A 17,006-nucleotide genomic window follows, 5' to 3' on the forward strand; every position below is an offset into this window, starting at 1 on the left:
GGGCGGGGGCCGCACCCGACCGGGGCCGGGACCGGGCCGGGTGTCGGGGCGCCCCCGCGCCCGCCGACGCCGCCCCCCGGGGGGGGGGGGGGGGGGCGGGGGGCCCCCCCCGCGCCCGGCCCCCCCGCCGCGCGTCCGCGCCGTCAGCCGCCCATGTCGCGTCGGTCGCCCACGCCCGGTCAGCCGCCCACGTACCAGCTGAATCCGCCGTTGCTCGCGGCGACGGCCAGGAGCACCAGCCAGAGCACGACGTCGACGACGCCGAGGATGATGCCGGCCTTCGCCATGCCGGCGCCGTTCCTGACCCCTGCCTGACGTCGGGCGACGGCACCGAAGACGATGGCCAGCGGCCCCAGGACGATGTTCAGGAGGAACAGTCCCACGATGCCGCAGCACAGACTCGCGACCGCCAGGCCGTTGGTGCGTGATCCGGAGGACGCGGTGGAAGAGCTGCCATAACTCGTCATCGAATACTCCCGGTTGTCGGTTGCACGGACCGAACGGGCCACGCGCTCCTCGCTTTCGACTTGCTTCTCCGAATGCCCCTTCGAAGCGACCTCATGTCGGTGGAACCATCAGATGAGCTGCGCGAGGACGGGATACGGGCCGCGAGCGGTCTGTACGCGCGAGGCGGCAGCCGACGAAGGACCGTGACAGCCCCGTGTGACATGGCAATTGCCAACGTAAGAGTCCGTTTCCGCGTCCGCGTCCGCGTCCGCATTGCGTGTGATCGACAACCCCCGCGTCATGGCAACCTGTTTACCGACAAAGCATTTTTGATCCGGAGGTACCCCGCGCGTGGCGGCGAAGAACAATCCCACTGTCAGGAGACGCCGTCTGGGGGCCGAGCTTCGCCGGCTCCGCGTGGCGAGTGGGCTGAAGAGCACAGAAGTGGCTGAACGGCTCATGGTGTCGCAGCCCAAGATCAGCCACCTGGAGAACGGCAACCGCGCCATCAGCCCCCGCGATGTGCGCGACCTGTGCGTGATCTACGAAGTGACGGACCAGCAGGTCATCGACTCCCTTATGGAGATGGCCCGGGAATCCGGTCAGCGGGGCTGGTGGCACGCCTACGGCGACCTCTCCGACAGCGTCTACATCGGCCTGGAGACCGACGCTGCCTCCCTGCACGCGCACGCGCCGCTGCGGGTGCCCGATCTGCTGCAGACTCCCGCCTACGCCGAAGCCGTCATCAGGGAATCGGTCCCCCGGCTCACCGCCCGGCAGGCCGACGCCCACCTCAAGGTGCGGCTGCGTCGGCAGCATCGCATCTACGAACCGGTCGAGCCGCTGCACGTGTCGGTCATCCTCGACGAGTCGGCTCTGCGCCGCGTCGTCGGCGGTCCGGACGTCATGAGGGAACAACTGGAGCACCTGAGCGCACTCGCCGCCGAACCGAACGTCACGGTGCAGGTCCTGCCCTACACGGCGGGCGCCCACCCGGGCCTGTCGGGACAGTTCTCCATCCTGCGGTTCGCCGACGGTCCCGACGCGGGGGTGGTCTACCTGGAACGGTTCACCAGCGATCTCTATCTGGAGAAGCCGTCCGACGTGGAGCAGTACGGCGTGATGTACGACCGTCTCCAGGCCCGCGCCCTCTCCCCGGACAGCAGCCGTGACTTCATCACCGAGGCCGCGAGGACGTACATCGGCACGGCGATCGCGCTCTGAGCGCCGGCCGACCGACGGCGGGACGTTCTCCCGGTGAACAAGAGCCGGTTCCTCGCCGAAGTGCCCGGACGGTGGTCCGGGCACTTCGCGTGAGATGAGTGAGGGTAAGCCGCTCTGTTCGGCCGTCGCCCTCGGCCCTGACGGCCCGCTCGCCCTCCTCGACCTGTTCGGGCTGCCCGCCCTGCCCGCCTCCGGATCGCGTACCGCCGAAGTATGTCGATGTCATCGGGCGCCGCCCCTTCGAGGACGCATCGTCGGAATTGCGAATCAAATTATTTACGCAGCACTGTGCGCTGTTTGAATGAGTGCCTATTTCCCCGGTGCCGTTTATGCCGGGGTCAGGATATTTCTGCGTAATATGCGGCAGCAGCGACAAGGCTTGCCGGGTGATCGGTAGGGCCCGGTAGGCCACGGCCCCCACAGAAAATGGCCTTTTTGATGAAGCTGAAGATCCCACAAGCGGCCGGCCGCCGTGTTTTGTCCGGTGCGCTGGCCTCTGCCCTCGCCGCGACGGTTTCCGCTGCGATGGTCTTCCTGACGCCGACGGCGGCGTCGGCGATCGCACTGCCCGTCCCTCTCGGGACCACCGCCAGCTACTCCGTCCTGGCGGGTCAGGGAGTCACGAACACCGGCAACTCGGTGCTCGCCCACGACCTCGGCACACACCCGAATCCGGCCATCACCGGGTTCCCGCCCGGCCTGGTGGGAGGCGCCATCCACGCTGCGGACGCAGCGGCCCTCCAGGCCAAGGCCGACCTGCTCGTGGCCTACAACAACGCCGCGGGACAGGCCGTGGACTTCGCGCTTCCGGCGGGCATCGGCGGAGGTCCGGCGCTGCTTCCCGGCGTCTATCACGCCACGGCCGGTGTCGGCATCACCGGCGACCTGGTCCTGGACGGCCAGGGCAGTTCCGACGCCGTCTGGGTGTTCCAGATCCCCGAGTCCCTGACGACGGCGACCTCCAGCCGGATTCTCCTCACCAACGGCGCTTCGGCGTGCAACGTCTTCTGGCAGATCGGTGAGGACGCGTCGCTCGGCGTCACCACCAGTTTCGTAGGCACCCTGATGGCCGAGAACTCGATCACGGTGAACCAGGGGACGAACGTCGAGGGCCGGTTGCTGGCCCAGGTGGGCTCCGTGACCCTCAACAACAACAGGATCTTCCTCGGCGGGTGCGCGGCTGCCACCACCGGTGGAACGACGACGGGAACGACCACCGGCACCACGACCGGCACCACCACCAGCGGGGGGCTCCTCGGCGGCGGCCTCGTCAGCGGTGGCCTCGTCACCGGCGGCGTCCTGGGCGGGCCCATCGTCGGGACCGGCGGCACCTCGGGCAACACGGCCGGCAACTCGTCCGGCAACACGGCGGGCAACACCGCGGGCAACAACGCGGGCAACACCGCCGGGAACACGACCGGCGGGAACACCGCGGGCAACAGCGCCGGGAACACCACCGGCGGAAACGGCCACGCCGGGAACGGCCACGGACCGGGCGGGCCCGGCCACGGCGGTCATGGCGGCAACGGCGGCAACGGAAAGCCGGACCACGGCGGCAAGCTCGACCTCGGTCAGTACCTCCAGCCCGGCAGGCCCGACCACGGCAAGTACGACCACGGTCGGGACGACCACGGCAAGTACGACCACGGTCGGGACGACCACGGCAAGTACGACCACGACCGGGACGACCACGGCAAGAACCACGACGGCCGGGACGACCACGGCAAGCAGTCCGACGAGAACTTCGGTTACGACGACGTGCCCAAGGTCCACGAGAACGACGACCACTCCAAGGACCACGAGGGCTAGGCAGCGCACCTCGGTCGGTCCGCTCACCGGATGACGGCGCGCGGCGGATTCCTCATCGGGTCCGCCGCACGCCGTCGGTGGCGGTCACCGCGAAGGCCGGGCGCGAGCCACTGTGAGAGAAAGACAGGTAAGCGGTGTCGAGCGGAATCGACTCAGCGGACGTGGAGGAGATCCGGCAGGCCGACTCCGGTCCGGCCACGCGGGACCGTCCTGACGCCGAGGCAGCACCCCCGGATCTGCCGAGAGGGACCCGCGCGCGGCGAGCGGGGCTGCGGGCCGCCGTGATCCTGTGCGTGATGGCGAGTGTCGTCCACGTGCTCGTGGTGTTCCTGCACGTGGCGCCGGCCAACACCGTCTCCAAGCGGTACACCCCGCTGATCAACGCCTGGGTGTACCCCTTCTTCGAACAGAACTGGCGGCTCTTCGCCCCGGATCCCGAGTCGGTCAACCGCAAGATCCTGGCGCGGACGGCGCACACCGGCTCCGACGGAGCGGTCGAGGTGAGTCCCTGGTTCGATCTGACCGCCGTGGACCGTGCCGCCGTCGAGCATCAGCCGTTCCCCAGCCACACGGCGCAGAACATGCTGCGTCGCGCCTGGGCCGGATATGTCGACTCGCACGGCGGAGACGACAAGGCCCACACGGAACGCGCCCTGATGATGCAGAAGTACCTGCGCAACATCGCCGCGGACCGCGCGGCCGACCGCGACGCCGGCGCCTTCGACTTCATTCAACTCCGCGTCGTCGCACTGCCCGTCTCCGCTCCCGGCACCGGCGCGGGTGATCGCCCGCCGACGCCGGTCGAGAACCGGCTCCTGCCCTGGTGGAAGGTGACCCGCCATGGAAAATGAGGCACAGCGGACCGCGTCCGTCGACGTCGGCCGGTTGCTCGCCCGCCGCATCACGGCCGGGTGGTACCTCCTGACCGGCCGCCCGGTGTCCCTGTACGCGGCGTCGGTGCTGCGCATCGGCTACGGACTGCTCTACCTGGTCTTTCTGCTGCGCGAGTTTCCGCACCGCGCCGAGATCTGGGGCCCGGGCTCTCCGTGGACGCCCGCCCTGGCCCACCAGCTCTTCGAGCAGACGGGATGGCTGAGCGTCCTGGCCCTCTCGGACAGCCGCGCCTACTTCGAACTCTGCTACGCGCTGGCGCTCGTCACGTCCGCCCTGTTCATGCTGGGCTGGCGGACGCGTGTCCTGTCCGTGCTCTTCGCCGTCGTGGTGACCTCGTTCCACGGCCGGGCGATCTTCATGACGGACGGGGGCGACAACCTTCTCCTGCTGATGTCTCTCTACCTCGTGCTCACCGCGTGCGGTCGGCGCTGGTCCCTGGACGCACGCCGACACCGGCGGAATGCGGCTCGGACGGGCGACGCGCCGGAGCCGAAGGGGAGCCGCTTGTCGCATCGACTCCGCGACGACCGGACGATGTTGGTCACGGTGGTGCACAACTGCGCGATGTTCGTCATCGCGGCACAGGTCTGCTTCCTCTACGGATCGGCCGGCCTGTACAAGGTCCAGGGAACCTCCTGGGGCGGCGGCACGGCGCTCCACTACGTCCTGAACCTCGAGCTCTTCCGGCCCTGGCCCGCCCTCTCCCACTTCGTGGACGAGCACACGCTCGTCGTGGCCGTCGCCGGATACATGACCGTGCTCCTGCAGGTGGCCTTCCCGTTCGTGCTCTTCGGCCGACTCAAGTACCCGGTTCTCGTGCTCCTGTTGGGCATGCACCTCGGCATCGCCGTGCTGATGGGGCTGCCTCTCTTCTCCGGCGCGATGATCGTCGCGGACGCCGTCTTCCTCCCCGACCGCTTCTACGCCTTTCTGCCCCGCCTCCGTCGACGGGCGGCGCACGGGAGGGAGAGCGCCCGGCCGACACACGGACGAGCGGCCGTCCCAGGAGCCGTACCCGCGCAGGGCGGGCCCGGCGGCGCATGCGGACCGCAGCGTCGCGTCACGCTCCCGGCCGGCCGGAAGGACGCCGTACCTGCCGCCGAGCCGGTGTCCCGTCAGGCTCCCCCCGACCACGGTTGACACGTCGGACGTCACGTACGGGCGGCGGATCCTATTTACGCTCACGAGATGTGAGAAGACAATTCGCTCGGGTAATAACGTGAAATCCAGGCGCGAATTATATTGACGACTAAATGCACTCCTCAATCTTCCCCCTGGAGGGGGGTGCCGTCACTCGTTTGCCGCGCATCTGGCGGAGGGTGAAAGGCGTTATCTGAATATGACGAAAGCAGGGTCCAATGGCCTCCCCCACCGTGGCGTGGGGAAAGGCAAACCGTCCGCGATCCGTTATGCGGCAGCGGGGAAGAACGCCGACCTGACCGGTGGGACGCACACGGCGGTCGAGCCCCGCGGCCGCTTGCACGGGGACGATCCTTGGATCGAACCACCGGTGACGGAGTCTCTGCTCCGCGAGTTCCTCGCACTCCTGGAGGCGGCCCAGGCGGAACTAGGTCAGCGGTGGAACGATCAGGAAAAGGCCGGCCGGCACGCGGACTGTGCGTGACAGGGGCGTATTTCCATGAATCACGAGTATGCGGATGCATCCTTCACGCGGCGCGAATGGCATTCTGACCCCTATTCCTACGGGCCCTCCGCCGGCCGCCATGGTGGTCCCGTCGATGCCCTGAACTCGGGGAATCCCGTGTCACCCTCCGACCCGGGCTGGGATCCGGTCGAGGAACTCGCCTATCTGCTGCAGGAGGCCGTTCCTTCGGAGCAGGTGGTCGGGGTGCCGCCACCTCGCAGCGAGTCGCCGGCCGGCGTCGACTTCACCGACCCGATGGACAACCTGGCGCAGATCACCGCTCAGCTGCCGCCCATCCGGCGCCCTTCCGTCGGGCATCGGAAGATCCGAGCCCGAAAACTCCGGCTCAAGTGGTTGCGTACCGGCAGTTTCGTGATCGTCGCGTTCGTCGCCGTCATGGTGGCGATGGTCAGCGTCTTCGGCGGCATGGTCGCCTACGGGCCGCTCCAGAGCATCTCGTCCGGCACGAAGAGCGGAATGATCCCCCAGTGGCCCCTTCTTGTGTACGGCCCCTGGATGGTGGCGTCTCTGTCCATCCTGCGAACCGCCTTGCATCAACGCCGGGCTCTGCACTCGTGGTTCATCGTGCTGCTGTTCTCCTCCGTCGCGATCATGCTGTGCGTGGCGCAGGCCGACAAGACCGTCACCGGTATCGCCGGTGCCGCGCTGCCCGCGCTCGCGTCCCTGGCGTGCTTCCAGCAACTCGTCCGGCAGATCACCCTGACCCTGCCTCCGCGACAGGGGTCACCCCGGCACCGCCAGTAGGGCGCGGTCGTCCGGCGCGGTTCATGGGCGCGGTCGTCCGGCGCGGTTCATGGGCGCGGTCGTCCGGCTCGGCCTTCCGGTTCGGTCGTCCGGTTCGGTCGTCCGGGGCCGTCCTCCCGGCGCGGTTCCGGTGCGGCTCTCCGGCGTGCGGCGTTCGACCGGGACGGCGCAAGGCCCTCCCTCCTCCCGAGGCCTTCCCTCGTCCTGAGGCCTCTTCGACCCGGAGGGCCTCGCGCCGGGTGGCGCCAGGGGCGGGGCATTGCCTCAGGCCGGGAAGCGCCGCCGTAGGGCGGGGTGCCGCCCCGGGGCGGGGGGCGGCCCGCACCTGCGCCGGTGCCTGCTTCTGCCGGGCACCGGCGCCGCCGCCCACGCGCCGCCGCTCGCTGCCGCTCTCCGGGTCGACTCGCCGCGTGCCGCCGTACGTCGGTCCGTCCGTCGATCCGCCCCGTCGCTCCGTTCTCCGGACGGCACGTCACTCCCCCCGTCCGTCCGTCACGTCACCCCTTCCGTCACTCCCCGCGGCGCTCTTCGCCCCGCTCTTCGCCCCGCCCTTCGTGGCGGCGTCCCAGATGCCCGACGCCACCGTCTCCGCGAAGCCGGTCGGCGAGGGCTCGTTCGGCAGCTGCGCGGGCACCGTCGTGCCCTTCTTGCCGCCCGGCCGGTCGGCGAACAACGCGACGGTCAGGGCGAGTCGGCTGTCGTACCCGGTGGTCCACACGGTCCGCCGGGTGATCCCGCCACCCGCCCCGGCGGTGGCGAAACCCTTCGCCCCCAGCGGCGGCACGGGGACGCCGGCGTCGGCGGAGACGGCGGTGGCGCCGGGCGCCGGTCCGGCCCCCGACCGCGCGCCCGCCAGCAGCGCCTCCTTGTCGTCCAGGACCTGCCGCACGTCGGGACGCGCCCGGTAGACGGTGCGGCCCTCCCGTGTGATGCGTGCGACCGTGTACGGCGTGGCGTACGCGCCGCCCGCCGCCACTGTCGCGTACGCCGCCGCCAGGTTCAGCGGAGTCGGCGCCTCCGTCTTCAGCAGCTTGCCCAACGGATCGTCCACGCGCCGCAGTTCGCCGAACGGCTCCAGGGCCGTCCCCGCCTCCACCGCCCCGCTCACCGCGTCGTTGAACGACTGCCGGGCGTAGTCCGAGCCCCCGTACAGCAGCCGCACCGCCCCGTCGCCGGGCACCACGCCCACGACGGCGGTGTGCACGCGCACGCCCTTGCCCCCGGGATGCTGCCGCACCCGCTGGGTGGCGTTGTCCTGGAGCGCCAGGTCGAAGGTGGTCGTCACGCTGTAGCCGCCGCTCGCAAGCCGGTCCTCCGTGATGCCGAGCCGGTCGGCGGCCTCCTTCGCGGCGACGTCGATCAGGTACTGCCGCTGCCCCTCGGTCTCGCCCGGCGGATAGAACCGGAACGCCGGGAAACGCGCCCCGGCCCGCTGCTGCGTGGTGATGTTCCCGCTCGCGGCCATCGCGTCGAGCACCCACTCCCAGCGGTTCCGCAGTGTCGCCGTCACCTTCGGATCCGAGCCCGCCTTCTCGTAGAACGAGGGGATGTTGACGATGGCGGCCAGCGCGGCGCCCTGCGCGACCGTCAGGCTCTTCGCGTCCACGCCGAAGTAGTTGCGCGCGGCGGACTGGATGCCGGCGGCGCCCCGTCCGAAGTACACGGTGTTCAGATAGCCCTGGAGGATCTCGTCCTTGGTGCGGGTGCGGTCCAGCTTGATCGCGATGAGCGCTTCGCGCGCCTTGCGGGCCAGCGAGTGCTCCGGGGTGAGCAGCGCGTTCTTCACGTACTGCTGGGTGATGGTGGAACCGCCCTGCGGGTCGCCGCCCGTCACCGCCGCCAGCGTGGCCCGCGCGATGGCCCGCGGCGAGATCCCGCTGTCCGTGCGGAATGAACGGTTCTCCGCGGCGATCACCGCGTCCTGCACATGCCGGGGGACCGCGGACAACGGGACGTCCTGCCGGTCGACCGGTCCGCGGCGGCCCAGATAGGCGCCGCCCGAGTCGAGGAACACGGTGCTCTGGGTGACAGTCTCGGGGTGCGGCTTCGGAACGGCCGTCATCTGGTACGCCACGACGGCCGCCGCGCACACCGTCGCGAACAGCGTGAGGAAGGCGTAGCACAGCCGGCGAAGCCGCCGACCCCGGTTGCGCCGCAACCGGATCCGCAACGGCACGCGCTCGCGGCGCCGGCGCTCCGACGGCCCCCGCGTCCCCGGGCGTCGCACCGCACGCACCGGCCCAGCGCTACGCACCCGCCGCGCCGCACGCACCCGCCGATCCCTCCTGCCCGACCTGTTCGTGTCCGACTCCGACTCCGAGTTCGAGTCCGCTTGCGTGTGCGTGTGCGTGTGCGTGTGCGTGTGCGTTTCCGCTTCCCGGGTCTCTTCCCCTTCCCCGGCCCCTTCCGCTTCCCGGGTCCCGATGGCGTCCGGGGGCCGGCTCCCGTCCCGGCTCGCATGGCCGTCCCGGCCCGCACGGCCGTCCCCGCTCCCGATCACGTTCATATCCGCCACCACTCGCGGTCCGACCGTGCGGCGACCTTGCCCGAGGCGTCGTACACCGTGACGATCCGGTCGTCCCCGCTCACGGACATGAGCGCCTCCACGCTCTCGCCGGGCAGCGGCGTGCCCGCGTACCAGATGCCCCAGCCCGGACTGCCCGCCAGGACGAGGACCTTGGCGGTGATGCTGCCGCCGTCGCCGGTGCGCACCTCGACGCGGCCCGGTTCGCCGCTCAGGCCGTGGAAGAGACCCGACAGGAAGAACCCGCCGTCCACGCTGTCCACGCGGAGGGAGACGCCCGGCGCGCCGAGCGGGCGGTCGCCGTGGTCACCGGGGAAGGGCACCGACCAGTGCCCGCCGTCGGCCGTCAGCCACATCCGTACCGTCCCGGCCGCGACCCGCTCGCCCGGCGCCACGATCCGGATCGGGCTCGCGGCCGCGCGATCGCCGTCCCCCGCCCGGACTCCGGACGTCGCGTCCTGCGCCCCGCCGCCCCCGAACCGGTCGGCGGCCAGGAGGGCGAGGGGGGTGAGCAGCGCCGCGCAGAGGGCCGACGCCACGGCGAGGCGACGCCGGCGCCTGCCGCGGCCCGCCGCCCGGAGGTCGGCCAGCGGCACCCGGGACGGGACGATGTCCCCGGCAGCACGGGCGAACTCCTCGCGCAGCCGCCCCTGTTCGGCGCCCGCCTCCTTCAGCGCGAGTCTGGCGTGGGCCCGCACCGCCCCGACCGAGCAGCCCAGCAACTGGGCGATCTCCGCGTCCGCGAGCCCCTCCCAGACCCGCAGCACCACGACGGCCCGTCGGCGCGCGGCCCGCCGTCCGCGCGGGCGGCGCAGATGAAGACGCACCAGACAGCGCCGCACATGGAAGTCCACGTCGTTGCGCGGCACACGTCGCCACCGCGCGCACATCCGCACCAGCGTTCTCCGCGCCAGTTCCTCCGCGGCACCGGGGTCGTCGGTGAGCAGCCCGGCGGTCACGACCAGCCGGGACCAGTGCGTCCGGGCGTACGCGGCGAAGTCATGGCCGGCGGGGAGGGCGGGGAAGGCGGGGAGTACGTCGGGGGTGGGTGGCACGGGGGCGGTCCTTCGGCTCGGGAACTCGGTCGTGGGCGGACGCGTGGGGCCGTCCGTCCTGGTCGGGCAACCGTTCGGTCGGGCAAGTAGGTTGAGCGGGCAGCGAGCCGACACCGTCGCAGAAGAGGGAGCCTGTAACCCGTGTGCGCCGTCTTCCTGGTGGGGTTCCGCTTCGCCGGACGCGACCTACGCGACCTACGCGATCTGTACGCACGAGGGAGGTGGCCGGGTTGCAGGGCAAGGGCAGAGATTCCGGCGGGGGCATGACCGAGGACGAGTTCGACGCCTTCTACGCGACCGCGTTCCCCCGGCTGACCGGCCAGCTCTTCGCCTTCACCGGTGACCACGGCGAGGCCCAGGACGTCGTTCAGGAAGCGTTCGTACGAGCCTGGGACCGGCGGCAGCACTTCCTGTCGGACAGCGCTCCCGAGGCGTGGATCCGCACCGTGGCCATGCGGCTGGCGGTGAGCCGCTGGCGGCGCGCGAGACGCTGGCTGGAACTCGTACGACGCACTCCGCCGCCCGACTCGACCCCGGGGCCGGGTCCCGAGCACACCGCGCTCGTGGCCGCCCTGCGCGAACTGCCCCAGGCCCAGCGGATGGCGATCGTCCTGCACCATTTGTGCGACCTGAGTGTCGAGCAGGTAGCCTCCGAGACCGGCGCGCCCGTGGGGACGGTCAAGGCCAGGCTGTCCCGAGGACGGGCGGCGCTGGCGAAGCGCCTTGCGGGGGACGAGGCCGACGAGCGCGTCGACGACGCCGACGGGCCGGTCCGGAAGGAGAGCCGCCGTGTCCGATGAACTGTCGTCCGCGCTGCGCGAGTTGGCCGCCGCCCGGTCGACCGCTCCGACCGTCGGAGGCCCCGCGACCCGTGCCCGGGCGATGCGCCGCAGGCGCCGCCGCCGTGCCGCCGTCGTCCTGGGCGCGGGGACCGCGGTCCTCGCGCTGCTGGGATTCGCGCTGACCCTGCAACTCGGCGGGGCCACCGACCACCCGGCCGGAGGCCGAACCCCGGCCGTGCAGCCTTCGGTCTCCGCCCCGCCGTCCGCGGCCACCCCGGACACCGTCTCCGGCGCGCTCGACCTGCGCGGCCGCGACCTGGCGTTCGGCGGCCGGGTCATGCCGATCCTCTCGACCTTCGCCCTCCCGCCCGGGTCCGGGGACACGACCCCGATGACGGTGGTCGCGAAGCCGGCCCGGGTGGCACTGGCCGTCGACGTGCTCTCCAAGGGCCGCACCGTGGTGAACGTCGCGTCCGCGGTCGAGCTGCGCGACGGGAACGGCAGCCCGCTCTACGTCGGCGCCGTCCCCCCGGACATCGAGGCGCGAGGGGACTACGACGTCAGCGGCGGCGTGATCGTCCTCGGCGCCAAGGACGCAGAGTGGTTCCACGCCCGCATCAGCCTCGGCGACACCGTCGCGGTGACCACAGCCACGGCCACAGCCACCCCAACAGCCGCCACCTCCTCGGACGTCACCCCCTCGGACGTGACCGTCTCGCCCGGCGCGGTCACGGCACCCGCCGCCACAACCTCCCCGTTCCCGTCCGCCGACACCAAGATCGCGCCCCCTGCCCGGGGCTCGGCGGCGGCCGGGGAAGACGTGGGCTAGCTCCGAGCCACCGCCCACCGCAGCGGCGGCTCGCGGAACCACGACCGGGTCCAGGACGGGACGTCAGCTACGCCCTGCACATCGCGAAGGTCGAGCCGAGCCACGGATCCCGCAGCACGTGTTTCCCAGCACGTGAGCACGTGCGACACCTGAGGAAGGTGATGCGCCGCCGTCATCGGTGCGGGTCGTCATGGTGCGTCAGCCGGGCAGGAGGACTCCTCGCCGACGGCGGCGAGCAGTTCGAACGGCAGCTCCCGGTCACCCTGGCCGATCGTCAGCCCGAGCCAGCGCCCGGTGGACGGCACCCGCCACGCCAGCAGGTCGCCGGCCAGGACGCTCAGCGAGCACAGGGGCTCGGGCGCCTCGGCTCCGGGATCGCCGGGGTCGTCGGACCCGAGGTACGGCGACAGATCGACGGTGACGGGGCTGCCCCAGCGTCCGGTCAGCGTCTCGGCCAGGGCCGCGAGGTCGGCTTCCAGCTCCCGCTCGATCGGCTCGACGACCTCAGGGCTCCGGTCGTCCCAGAAGTCCTGGGTCACCCGCAGGACGGCGAGGTGATACCCGGGCCCGCTCCACCCGTGATCCGTTCTCGACTCGCCCTTCCCTTCCGGGAACGGCAGCGATATGCAGGCGTCGATGATCGCCAACTGCTCCTCGTGGGAGCCTGCGGTACGGTCCTGGATCGGCATGGCGCCGGAGTGTAGGCCCCGCGCCCCTTGCCGCGCCCAGCCACGGCCACCGAGCCGGACAACAAAGAACCCCCGGGTCGTCGACCTGGGGGTTTCATATGGAGCGGGTGACGAGAATCGAACTCGCGCTCTCAGCTTGGGAAGCTGATGTTCTACCATTAAACTACACCCGCGTAAGACGCCGGTTCGACCGGTGTCGGAACGCTCCGTCACTCTACCTCATGCCGGGCCCCGGGCGATGAAGCCCTGGGGCCCGCGCGCGTTTCAGGGGGTGGATCCGGGTGCGAGGGGCCGGAGTTGGGGCGTACGGTGGGGCGGTGGAAGTGGGGTCGGGCGGGGTCGGAGTGCCGCCTGGAGGGTCGTCCCGTTCGTCCCGTAATGTGGCTTTCGTGGTCCGGTGGGTAGCAGCCGGACAGGGCTCTTGGGGAAGGGACTCTAGGACTTGATGGAGCGCACCGTCGTCCGTTGTGCCGATGGGCACGTGTTCAGCACCGCTTCGTTCCCGATGCAGCAGGCGGAGCGGCTCGGTCCCGGGCGGCTCGTCCGGTGCCCTCGGTGTACCCGGTTGCGGAGTGCCGTACCGGTGATTCTCGAGAAGAGGTAGCGGCAACAGGAGCCGGAGGCGCTGGAGGCGCCGCCGGTCGAGCGCGCGGAGTCGTCCGATGGTGGTCGCTCCGCGCGCTTTGCGTATCCTCGGGACGTGCTTCTCTCAGACAAGGACATCCGGGCCGAGATCGACGCCGGGCGAGTACGGATCGATCCCTACGACGAATTCATGGTGCAGCCCTCGAGCATCGACGTGCGGCTGGACCGGCTGTTCCGGGTGTTCGAGAACCACCGGTACCCGCACATCGACCCCTCCATCGAGCAGGCCGACCTGACCCGGCTCGTGGAGCCCGAGGGCGACGAGCCGTTCATCCTCCACCCGGGGGAGTTCGTCCTCGCGAGCACCTATGAGGTCATCACGCTCCCCGACGACCTCGCCTCCCGGCTGGAGGGGAAGAGCTCGCTCGGGCGGCTCGGGCTGGTCACGCACTCCACCGCCGGGTTCATCGACCCCGGGTTCTCCGGGCATGTGACGCTCGAGCTGTCCAACCTGGCCACCCTGCCGATCAAGCTCTGGCCGGGCATGAAGATCGGCCAGCTGTGCATGTTCCGGCTCACCTCGCCGGCCGAGTCCCCCTACGGCAGCGAGCGGTACGGATCCCGGTACCAGGGCCAGCGCGGGCCGACGGCCTCCCGGTCCTTCCTCAACTTCCACCGGACCCAGGTGTGAGCGGCGACGGCATGAACGGCGCGGACCCGGCGCGGGAGAACCTGAGCTACGAGCAGTTCGGCACCGCCGTCCGTGAGCTCGCGCAGACCATCGCCGACGACGGCTACGTCCCCGACGTCGTGCTGAGCATCGCCCGCGGCGGTGTGTTCGTCGCCGGCGGGCTCGCCTACGCCCTCGACTGCAAGAACATCCACCTGGTGAACGTCGAGTTCTACACCGGTGTGGGGACCACGCTCGAGATGCCCGTCATGCTCGCGCCCGTACCCAGTGTCATCGACTTCTCGGACAAGAAGGTCCTGATCACCGACGACGTCGCCGACACGGGCAAGACGCTCAAGCTCGTCCGCGACTTCTGCCTGGACGCCGTCGCCGAGGTGCGCAGCGCCGTCATCTACGAGAAGCCGCAGTCGCTCGTGAAGTGCGAGTACGTGTGGAAGCGGACCGACGACTGGATCAACTTCCCGTGGAGCGTTCTGCCGCCGGTGCGCAAGGCGGGGGAGGCCGTCACGCCTTCCAGGGAAGCCCTCTAGCCCCCCTTCGCCCCTTCGCCCCTTCGCCCCTTCGGCCTTCCGGCCGTCCGGGGTTCCGGCCCTCGGCGGCCTCCTGCCGTGCCGTATGCGGGGCTCCTGGGGCGTGAGGCGATGCGGGCCGGCCGTTCTCCGGCGTCGGCCGGCCCGATCTGACTCATGACGTCGCGTCACTTGGCGCGCAGCACCTTCACGCCGTCCCGCTCGAAGTCGTAGACGTAGTCGTTGAGCCGGAGGCCGTCGATCGCGCCGATCCACAGGAAGTCGGGTCCCTTGCCCACGGCGACCGTGTAAACGGTCGGCTTGGCGTTGACGCTGGTGAACGACGTCTTCAGCTGGGAGAAGGTGCACCGGGCGGCCCGGTCGCAGCGCGTCTCGCCGTCCGTGAGGTACCAGTAGCCGGTCCTCGTGGCGTCGAGGAAGGGGCTCCAGCCGTTCGTGACCGGGGACGCGTTCGGGACCCACACCAGCGTGGCGTAGTCGTCCCCGGACGTCACGTTCGGGTCGATCTCGAACCTGATGTTCGGCATGTTCGTCGGGCCGCCGTAGCCGACGTTCTCGCCCGTCTGGAACACGTGGAAGCCGACGCGTCGCAGCCCCAGCACCTGCTTCCCGAAGAAGTCGACCTCATTGCCGAAGTCGACCTTCTCGCTGGGAGGGGTCAGCGAGGTGGACCTGTCCGCCACCTCGATGCCGAGGCTGCCTCGCCCGTACGGTGGCCTGGCGGCCGCGCCCGTCGTGCCGAACGGGCCGTAGGGGCCGTTGCGGAGTTCGGCGACCGGGGAGCCGATCGTGTTGCGGGCGATCACGCCCCAGTGGTCCGAGTGGGCTCCGTTGTCGTCCGTCCGGGCGGCTGCCGGTCCCGGGAGGAACAGGGCGATGACGGCGACCAGCAGGGCGGCCACGAGCGCCGTTCCCCGCCTCACGCCAAAGCGAGCTTTCACGCGCACTCCTTGTAGGAGGTGTAGGGAACGATCACAATATATTACGCTCTGTAGTCATCATGGTGCGACATGCGGTGTTTTGGTGTGCTTGTTCCGGACGGGTGTCGTCGGGTCTCGCTTTCGGTGACGACATGCCGAGGGCCCCCGGCGATTCCGCCGAGGGCCCCGCAGGTGTCCGCCGCGTACTAGAAGGTGCCCAGCTTCACGATCGACAGCAGCGCGATCAGCTGGATCGACGACGCGCCCAGCGCCTTCGGCCAGGGCAGGTCGTGCGAGCGGCTGACCATCAGCGTCAGCAGGGCGCCGGCCGCCACCCAGGTCACCCAGCCCAGCAGCTGGACGAACGACGCGTCGCCGCCGAAGAACATCGCGACGACCAGACGCGGGGCGTCCGTGAGGGACATGATCAGCATGGAGAGGCCGACCGTGGGCTGCCAGGCGCCGTCGCCGCCCAGCTGGCGGGCCAGGGTGTGGGTGACCACGCCCAGGATGAACGAGCTCAGCACCATCGCGACGGCCGTCGTCAGGACGATCGGGATCGCGTTGGACAGCGTCGCGTTGATCGCGTCCGCGCGCGTGTCGTCGAAGCCGAACACCGCGAGCAGGCCGTAGAGGAACGTGACGATGAGGGCGGGGCCCCACATCGTGTAGTCCCGCATCTGGAGGAAGGTCTGCTTGGGGGTGAGGACGATGCCCTTCAGCAGCTCCTTCCAGTGCAGACGCGGACCGACCGGACCCGCCGGGGCGGAGCCCGCGTGATACGTACCACCCTGGTTGTACTGGTCGTACTGGTGGTGCTCGTCGATCGAGAAGGCCTGGGTGTGGCCCGGATTGTTCGCGGCGTACGGGTCGTGCGGGGCGCCTCCAGGACCGCCCGGAGCGCCGTACGGGTCGTCGCCGCCGAAGTACTCCGGCTCGTCGCCGTTCTGGCCGCCGTACCCGCCGCCGTTCGCCTGCGGCCACTGGCCGCCGCCCGCGCCCGTGCCGCCGTACTGCGGACGCTGCTGCGGGTACGGCTGCTGGGCCGCCGGGTAGCCGTACGACGGCCCCGAGGGTCCCGACGGTCCCGAGGACCGCGACGGTCCCTGGGGCGCCTGCTGCCCGTACGGAGGGTTTTGCGGTCGCGTTTGCGGGGCCCGGTTGTCCCGGCCGCCGCGTCCGATCCTGAATCCAGCCACGCCTTCGAACGTACCTGGTCCCGCAGAGTGACGTGCCCGGGCCTGCCGTCCAAGTACGGCTTTGCTGCCGAGCTGTGACATCCCCTAAGGGGAGCGGCCGCGCGGGATTCGGGGTGCGTCAGGGGAGCGTCCCAGGGGGCGCAGGGGTTGTCAGGGGAGTGAGGAGAGTGTGGGGAAGTGCGGGCGGGAACAGTGACGCCCCCGGTGTCCACGGGGGACCACGGGGGCGTCGCTACAGCCGGGATACGGCCGTCAGGGTCACTTCACCGGCTGGGGTTCGGGTTCGTCCTCGGTCTGTGTCTCGCCGGCGGGGGGTTCGTCGTCGGCGGGGGTTTTGACGGATTCCAGGAGGAGCTGGGAGACGTCGACGACCTGGATGGATTCCTTGGCCTTGCCTTCGTTCTTCTTGCCGTTGACG

15 protein-coding genes and 1 tRNA gene are annotated in these 17,006 nt (G+C 70.7%); 9 read left to right on the top strand and 7 right to left on the bottom strand.

Annotated elements, in window-relative coordinates; translation table 11 throughout:
• Positions 1-179: 179 nt before the first annotated feature.
• Positions 180-467 (bottom strand): DUF4190 domain-containing protein, encoded by a 288-nt coding sequence (locus J2X68_RS39515; RefSeq protein WP_310437451.1) that lies wholly within the window; start codon positions 465-467, stop codon positions 180-182.
• Between the two features lie 331 nt (positions 468-798).
• Here J2X68_RS39515 and J2X68_RS39520 point away from each other — a divergent pair, with 331 nt between their 5' ends.
• The 5 genes from J2X68_RS39520 (at position 799) to J2X68_RS39540 (ending at position 6,784) form a co-directional block, all read left to right on the top strand.
• On the top strand, positions 799-1,671 hold the full coding sequence (locus J2X68_RS39520; protein ID WP_310437452.1) for a helix-turn-helix transcriptional regulator: 873 nt from the start codon (positions 799-801) through the stop codon (positions 1,669-1,671).
• Positions 1,672-2,196: 525 nt separating this feature from the next.
• Complete coding sequence (locus J2X68_RS39525; protein ID WP_310437453.1) at positions 2,197-3,480, top strand: ice-binding family protein; 1,284 nt, start codon at positions 2,197-2,199, stop codon at positions 3,478-3,480.
• A 296-nt stretch (positions 3,481-3,776) separates the two neighbouring features.
• Positions 3,777-4,331, top strand: a complete 555-nt coding sequence (locus J2X68_RS39530) for a DUF5819 family protein (protein WP_310437454.1) — start codon at positions 3,777-3,779, stop codon at positions 4,329-4,331.
• Positions 4,321-5,514, top strand: coding sequence for an HTTM domain-containing protein (locus J2X68_RS39535; RefSeq protein WP_310437455.1), 1,194 nt, complete (start codon positions 4,321-4,323; stop codon positions 5,512-5,514). The genes J2X68_RS39530 and J2X68_RS39535 overlap by 11 nt, the downstream gene beginning before the upstream one ends.
• 499 nt (positions 5,515-6,013) lie before the next feature.
• Positions 6,014-6,784 carry a DUF2637 domain-containing protein gene (locus J2X68_RS39540; protein ID WP_310437456.1) on the top strand — a complete coding sequence of 257 codons (771 nt, stop codon included), beginning with the start codon at positions 6,014-6,016 and terminating at the stop codon, positions 6,782-6,784.
• Between the two features lie 472 nt (positions 6,785-7,256).
• On the opposite strand, the gene J2X68_RS39545 is transcribed toward J2X68_RS39540, so the two are convergent.
• Both J2X68_RS39545 and J2X68_RS39550 read right to left on the bottom strand, forming a co-directional pair.
• The gene (locus J2X68_RS39545) at positions 7,257-8,960 is read right to left on the bottom strand and encodes a transglycosylase domain-containing protein (protein WP_310437457.1); all 1,704 of its coding nucleotides are present in this window, start codon (positions 8,958-8,960) and stop codon (positions 7,257-7,259) included.
• 326 nt (positions 8,961-9,286) lie between these two features.
• Positions 9,287-10,363, bottom strand: coding sequence for a sigma factor-like helix-turn-helix DNA-binding protein (locus J2X68_RS39550; RefSeq protein ID WP_310437458.1), 1,077 nt, complete (start codon positions 10,361-10,363; stop codon positions 9,287-9,289).
• A 263-nt stretch (positions 10,364-10,626) separates the two neighbouring features.
• Here J2X68_RS39550 and J2X68_RS39555 point away from each other — a divergent pair, with 263 nt between their 5' ends.
• Both J2X68_RS39555 and J2X68_RS39560 read left to right on the top strand, forming a co-directional pair.
• Entirely contained in the window at positions 10,627-11,163 is a 537-nt protein-coding gene (locus J2X68_RS39555; protein WP_310437459.1) for a SigE family RNA polymerase sigma factor, read from the top strand.
• A complete protein-coding gene (locus tag J2X68_RS39560; RefSeq protein ID WP_310437460.1) occupies positions 11,153-11,974 on the top strand; it encodes a hypothetical protein in 822 nt (273 codons plus the stop codon). Before J2X68_RS39555 ends, J2X68_RS39560 begins: the two co-directional genes overlap by 11 nt.
• Before the next feature lie 188 nt (positions 11,975-12,162).
• Here J2X68_RS39560 and J2X68_RS39565 read toward each other — a convergent pair whose 3' ends face one another.
• Entirely contained in the window at positions 12,163-12,663 is a 501-nt protein-coding gene (locus J2X68_RS39565) for a hypothetical protein (protein WP_310437461.1), read from the bottom strand.
• A 99-nt stretch (positions 12,664-12,762) separates the two neighbouring features.
• A tRNA-Gly gene (locus J2X68_RS39570) sits at positions 12,763-12,836 on the bottom strand.
• A 527-nt stretch (positions 12,837-13,363) separates the two neighbouring features.
• Between J2X68_RS39570 and dcd the strand changes: the two genes are divergently transcribed.
• Both dcd and J2X68_RS39580 read left to right on the top strand, forming a co-directional pair.
• Positions 13,364-13,939, top strand: a complete 576-nt coding sequence (gene dcd / locus J2X68_RS39575) for a dCTP deaminase (RefSeq protein WP_057606138.1) — start codon at positions 13,364-13,366, stop codon at positions 13,937-13,939.
• Between the two features lie 11 nt (positions 13,940-13,950).
• Positions 13,951-14,469 (top strand): phosphoribosyltransferase, encoded by a 519-nt coding sequence (locus J2X68_RS39580; protein WP_310437464.1) that lies wholly within the window; start codon positions 13,951-13,953, stop codon positions 14,467-14,469.
• Positions 14,470-14,636: 167 nt separating this feature from the next.
• Here the strand turns inward: J2X68_RS39580 and J2X68_RS39585 are convergent, their stop codons facing one another.
• Complete coding sequence (locus J2X68_RS39585; RefSeq protein ID WP_310437462.1) at positions 14,637-15,410, bottom strand: hypothetical protein; 774 nt, start codon at positions 15,408-15,410, stop codon at positions 14,637-14,639.
• Between the two features lie 185 nt (positions 15,411-15,595).
• On the bottom strand, positions 15,596-16,669 hold the full coding sequence (locus J2X68_RS39590) for a Yip1 family protein (RefSeq protein WP_310437463.1): 1,074 nt from the start codon (positions 16,667-16,669) through the stop codon (positions 15,596-15,598).
• Positions 16,670-17,006: the final 337 nt, after the last annotated feature.

This window comes from Streptomyces sp. 3330 (genome assembly GCF_031456635.1).
Lineage (GTDB): Bacteria > Actinomycetota > Actinomycetes > Streptomycetales > Streptomycetaceae > Streptomyces.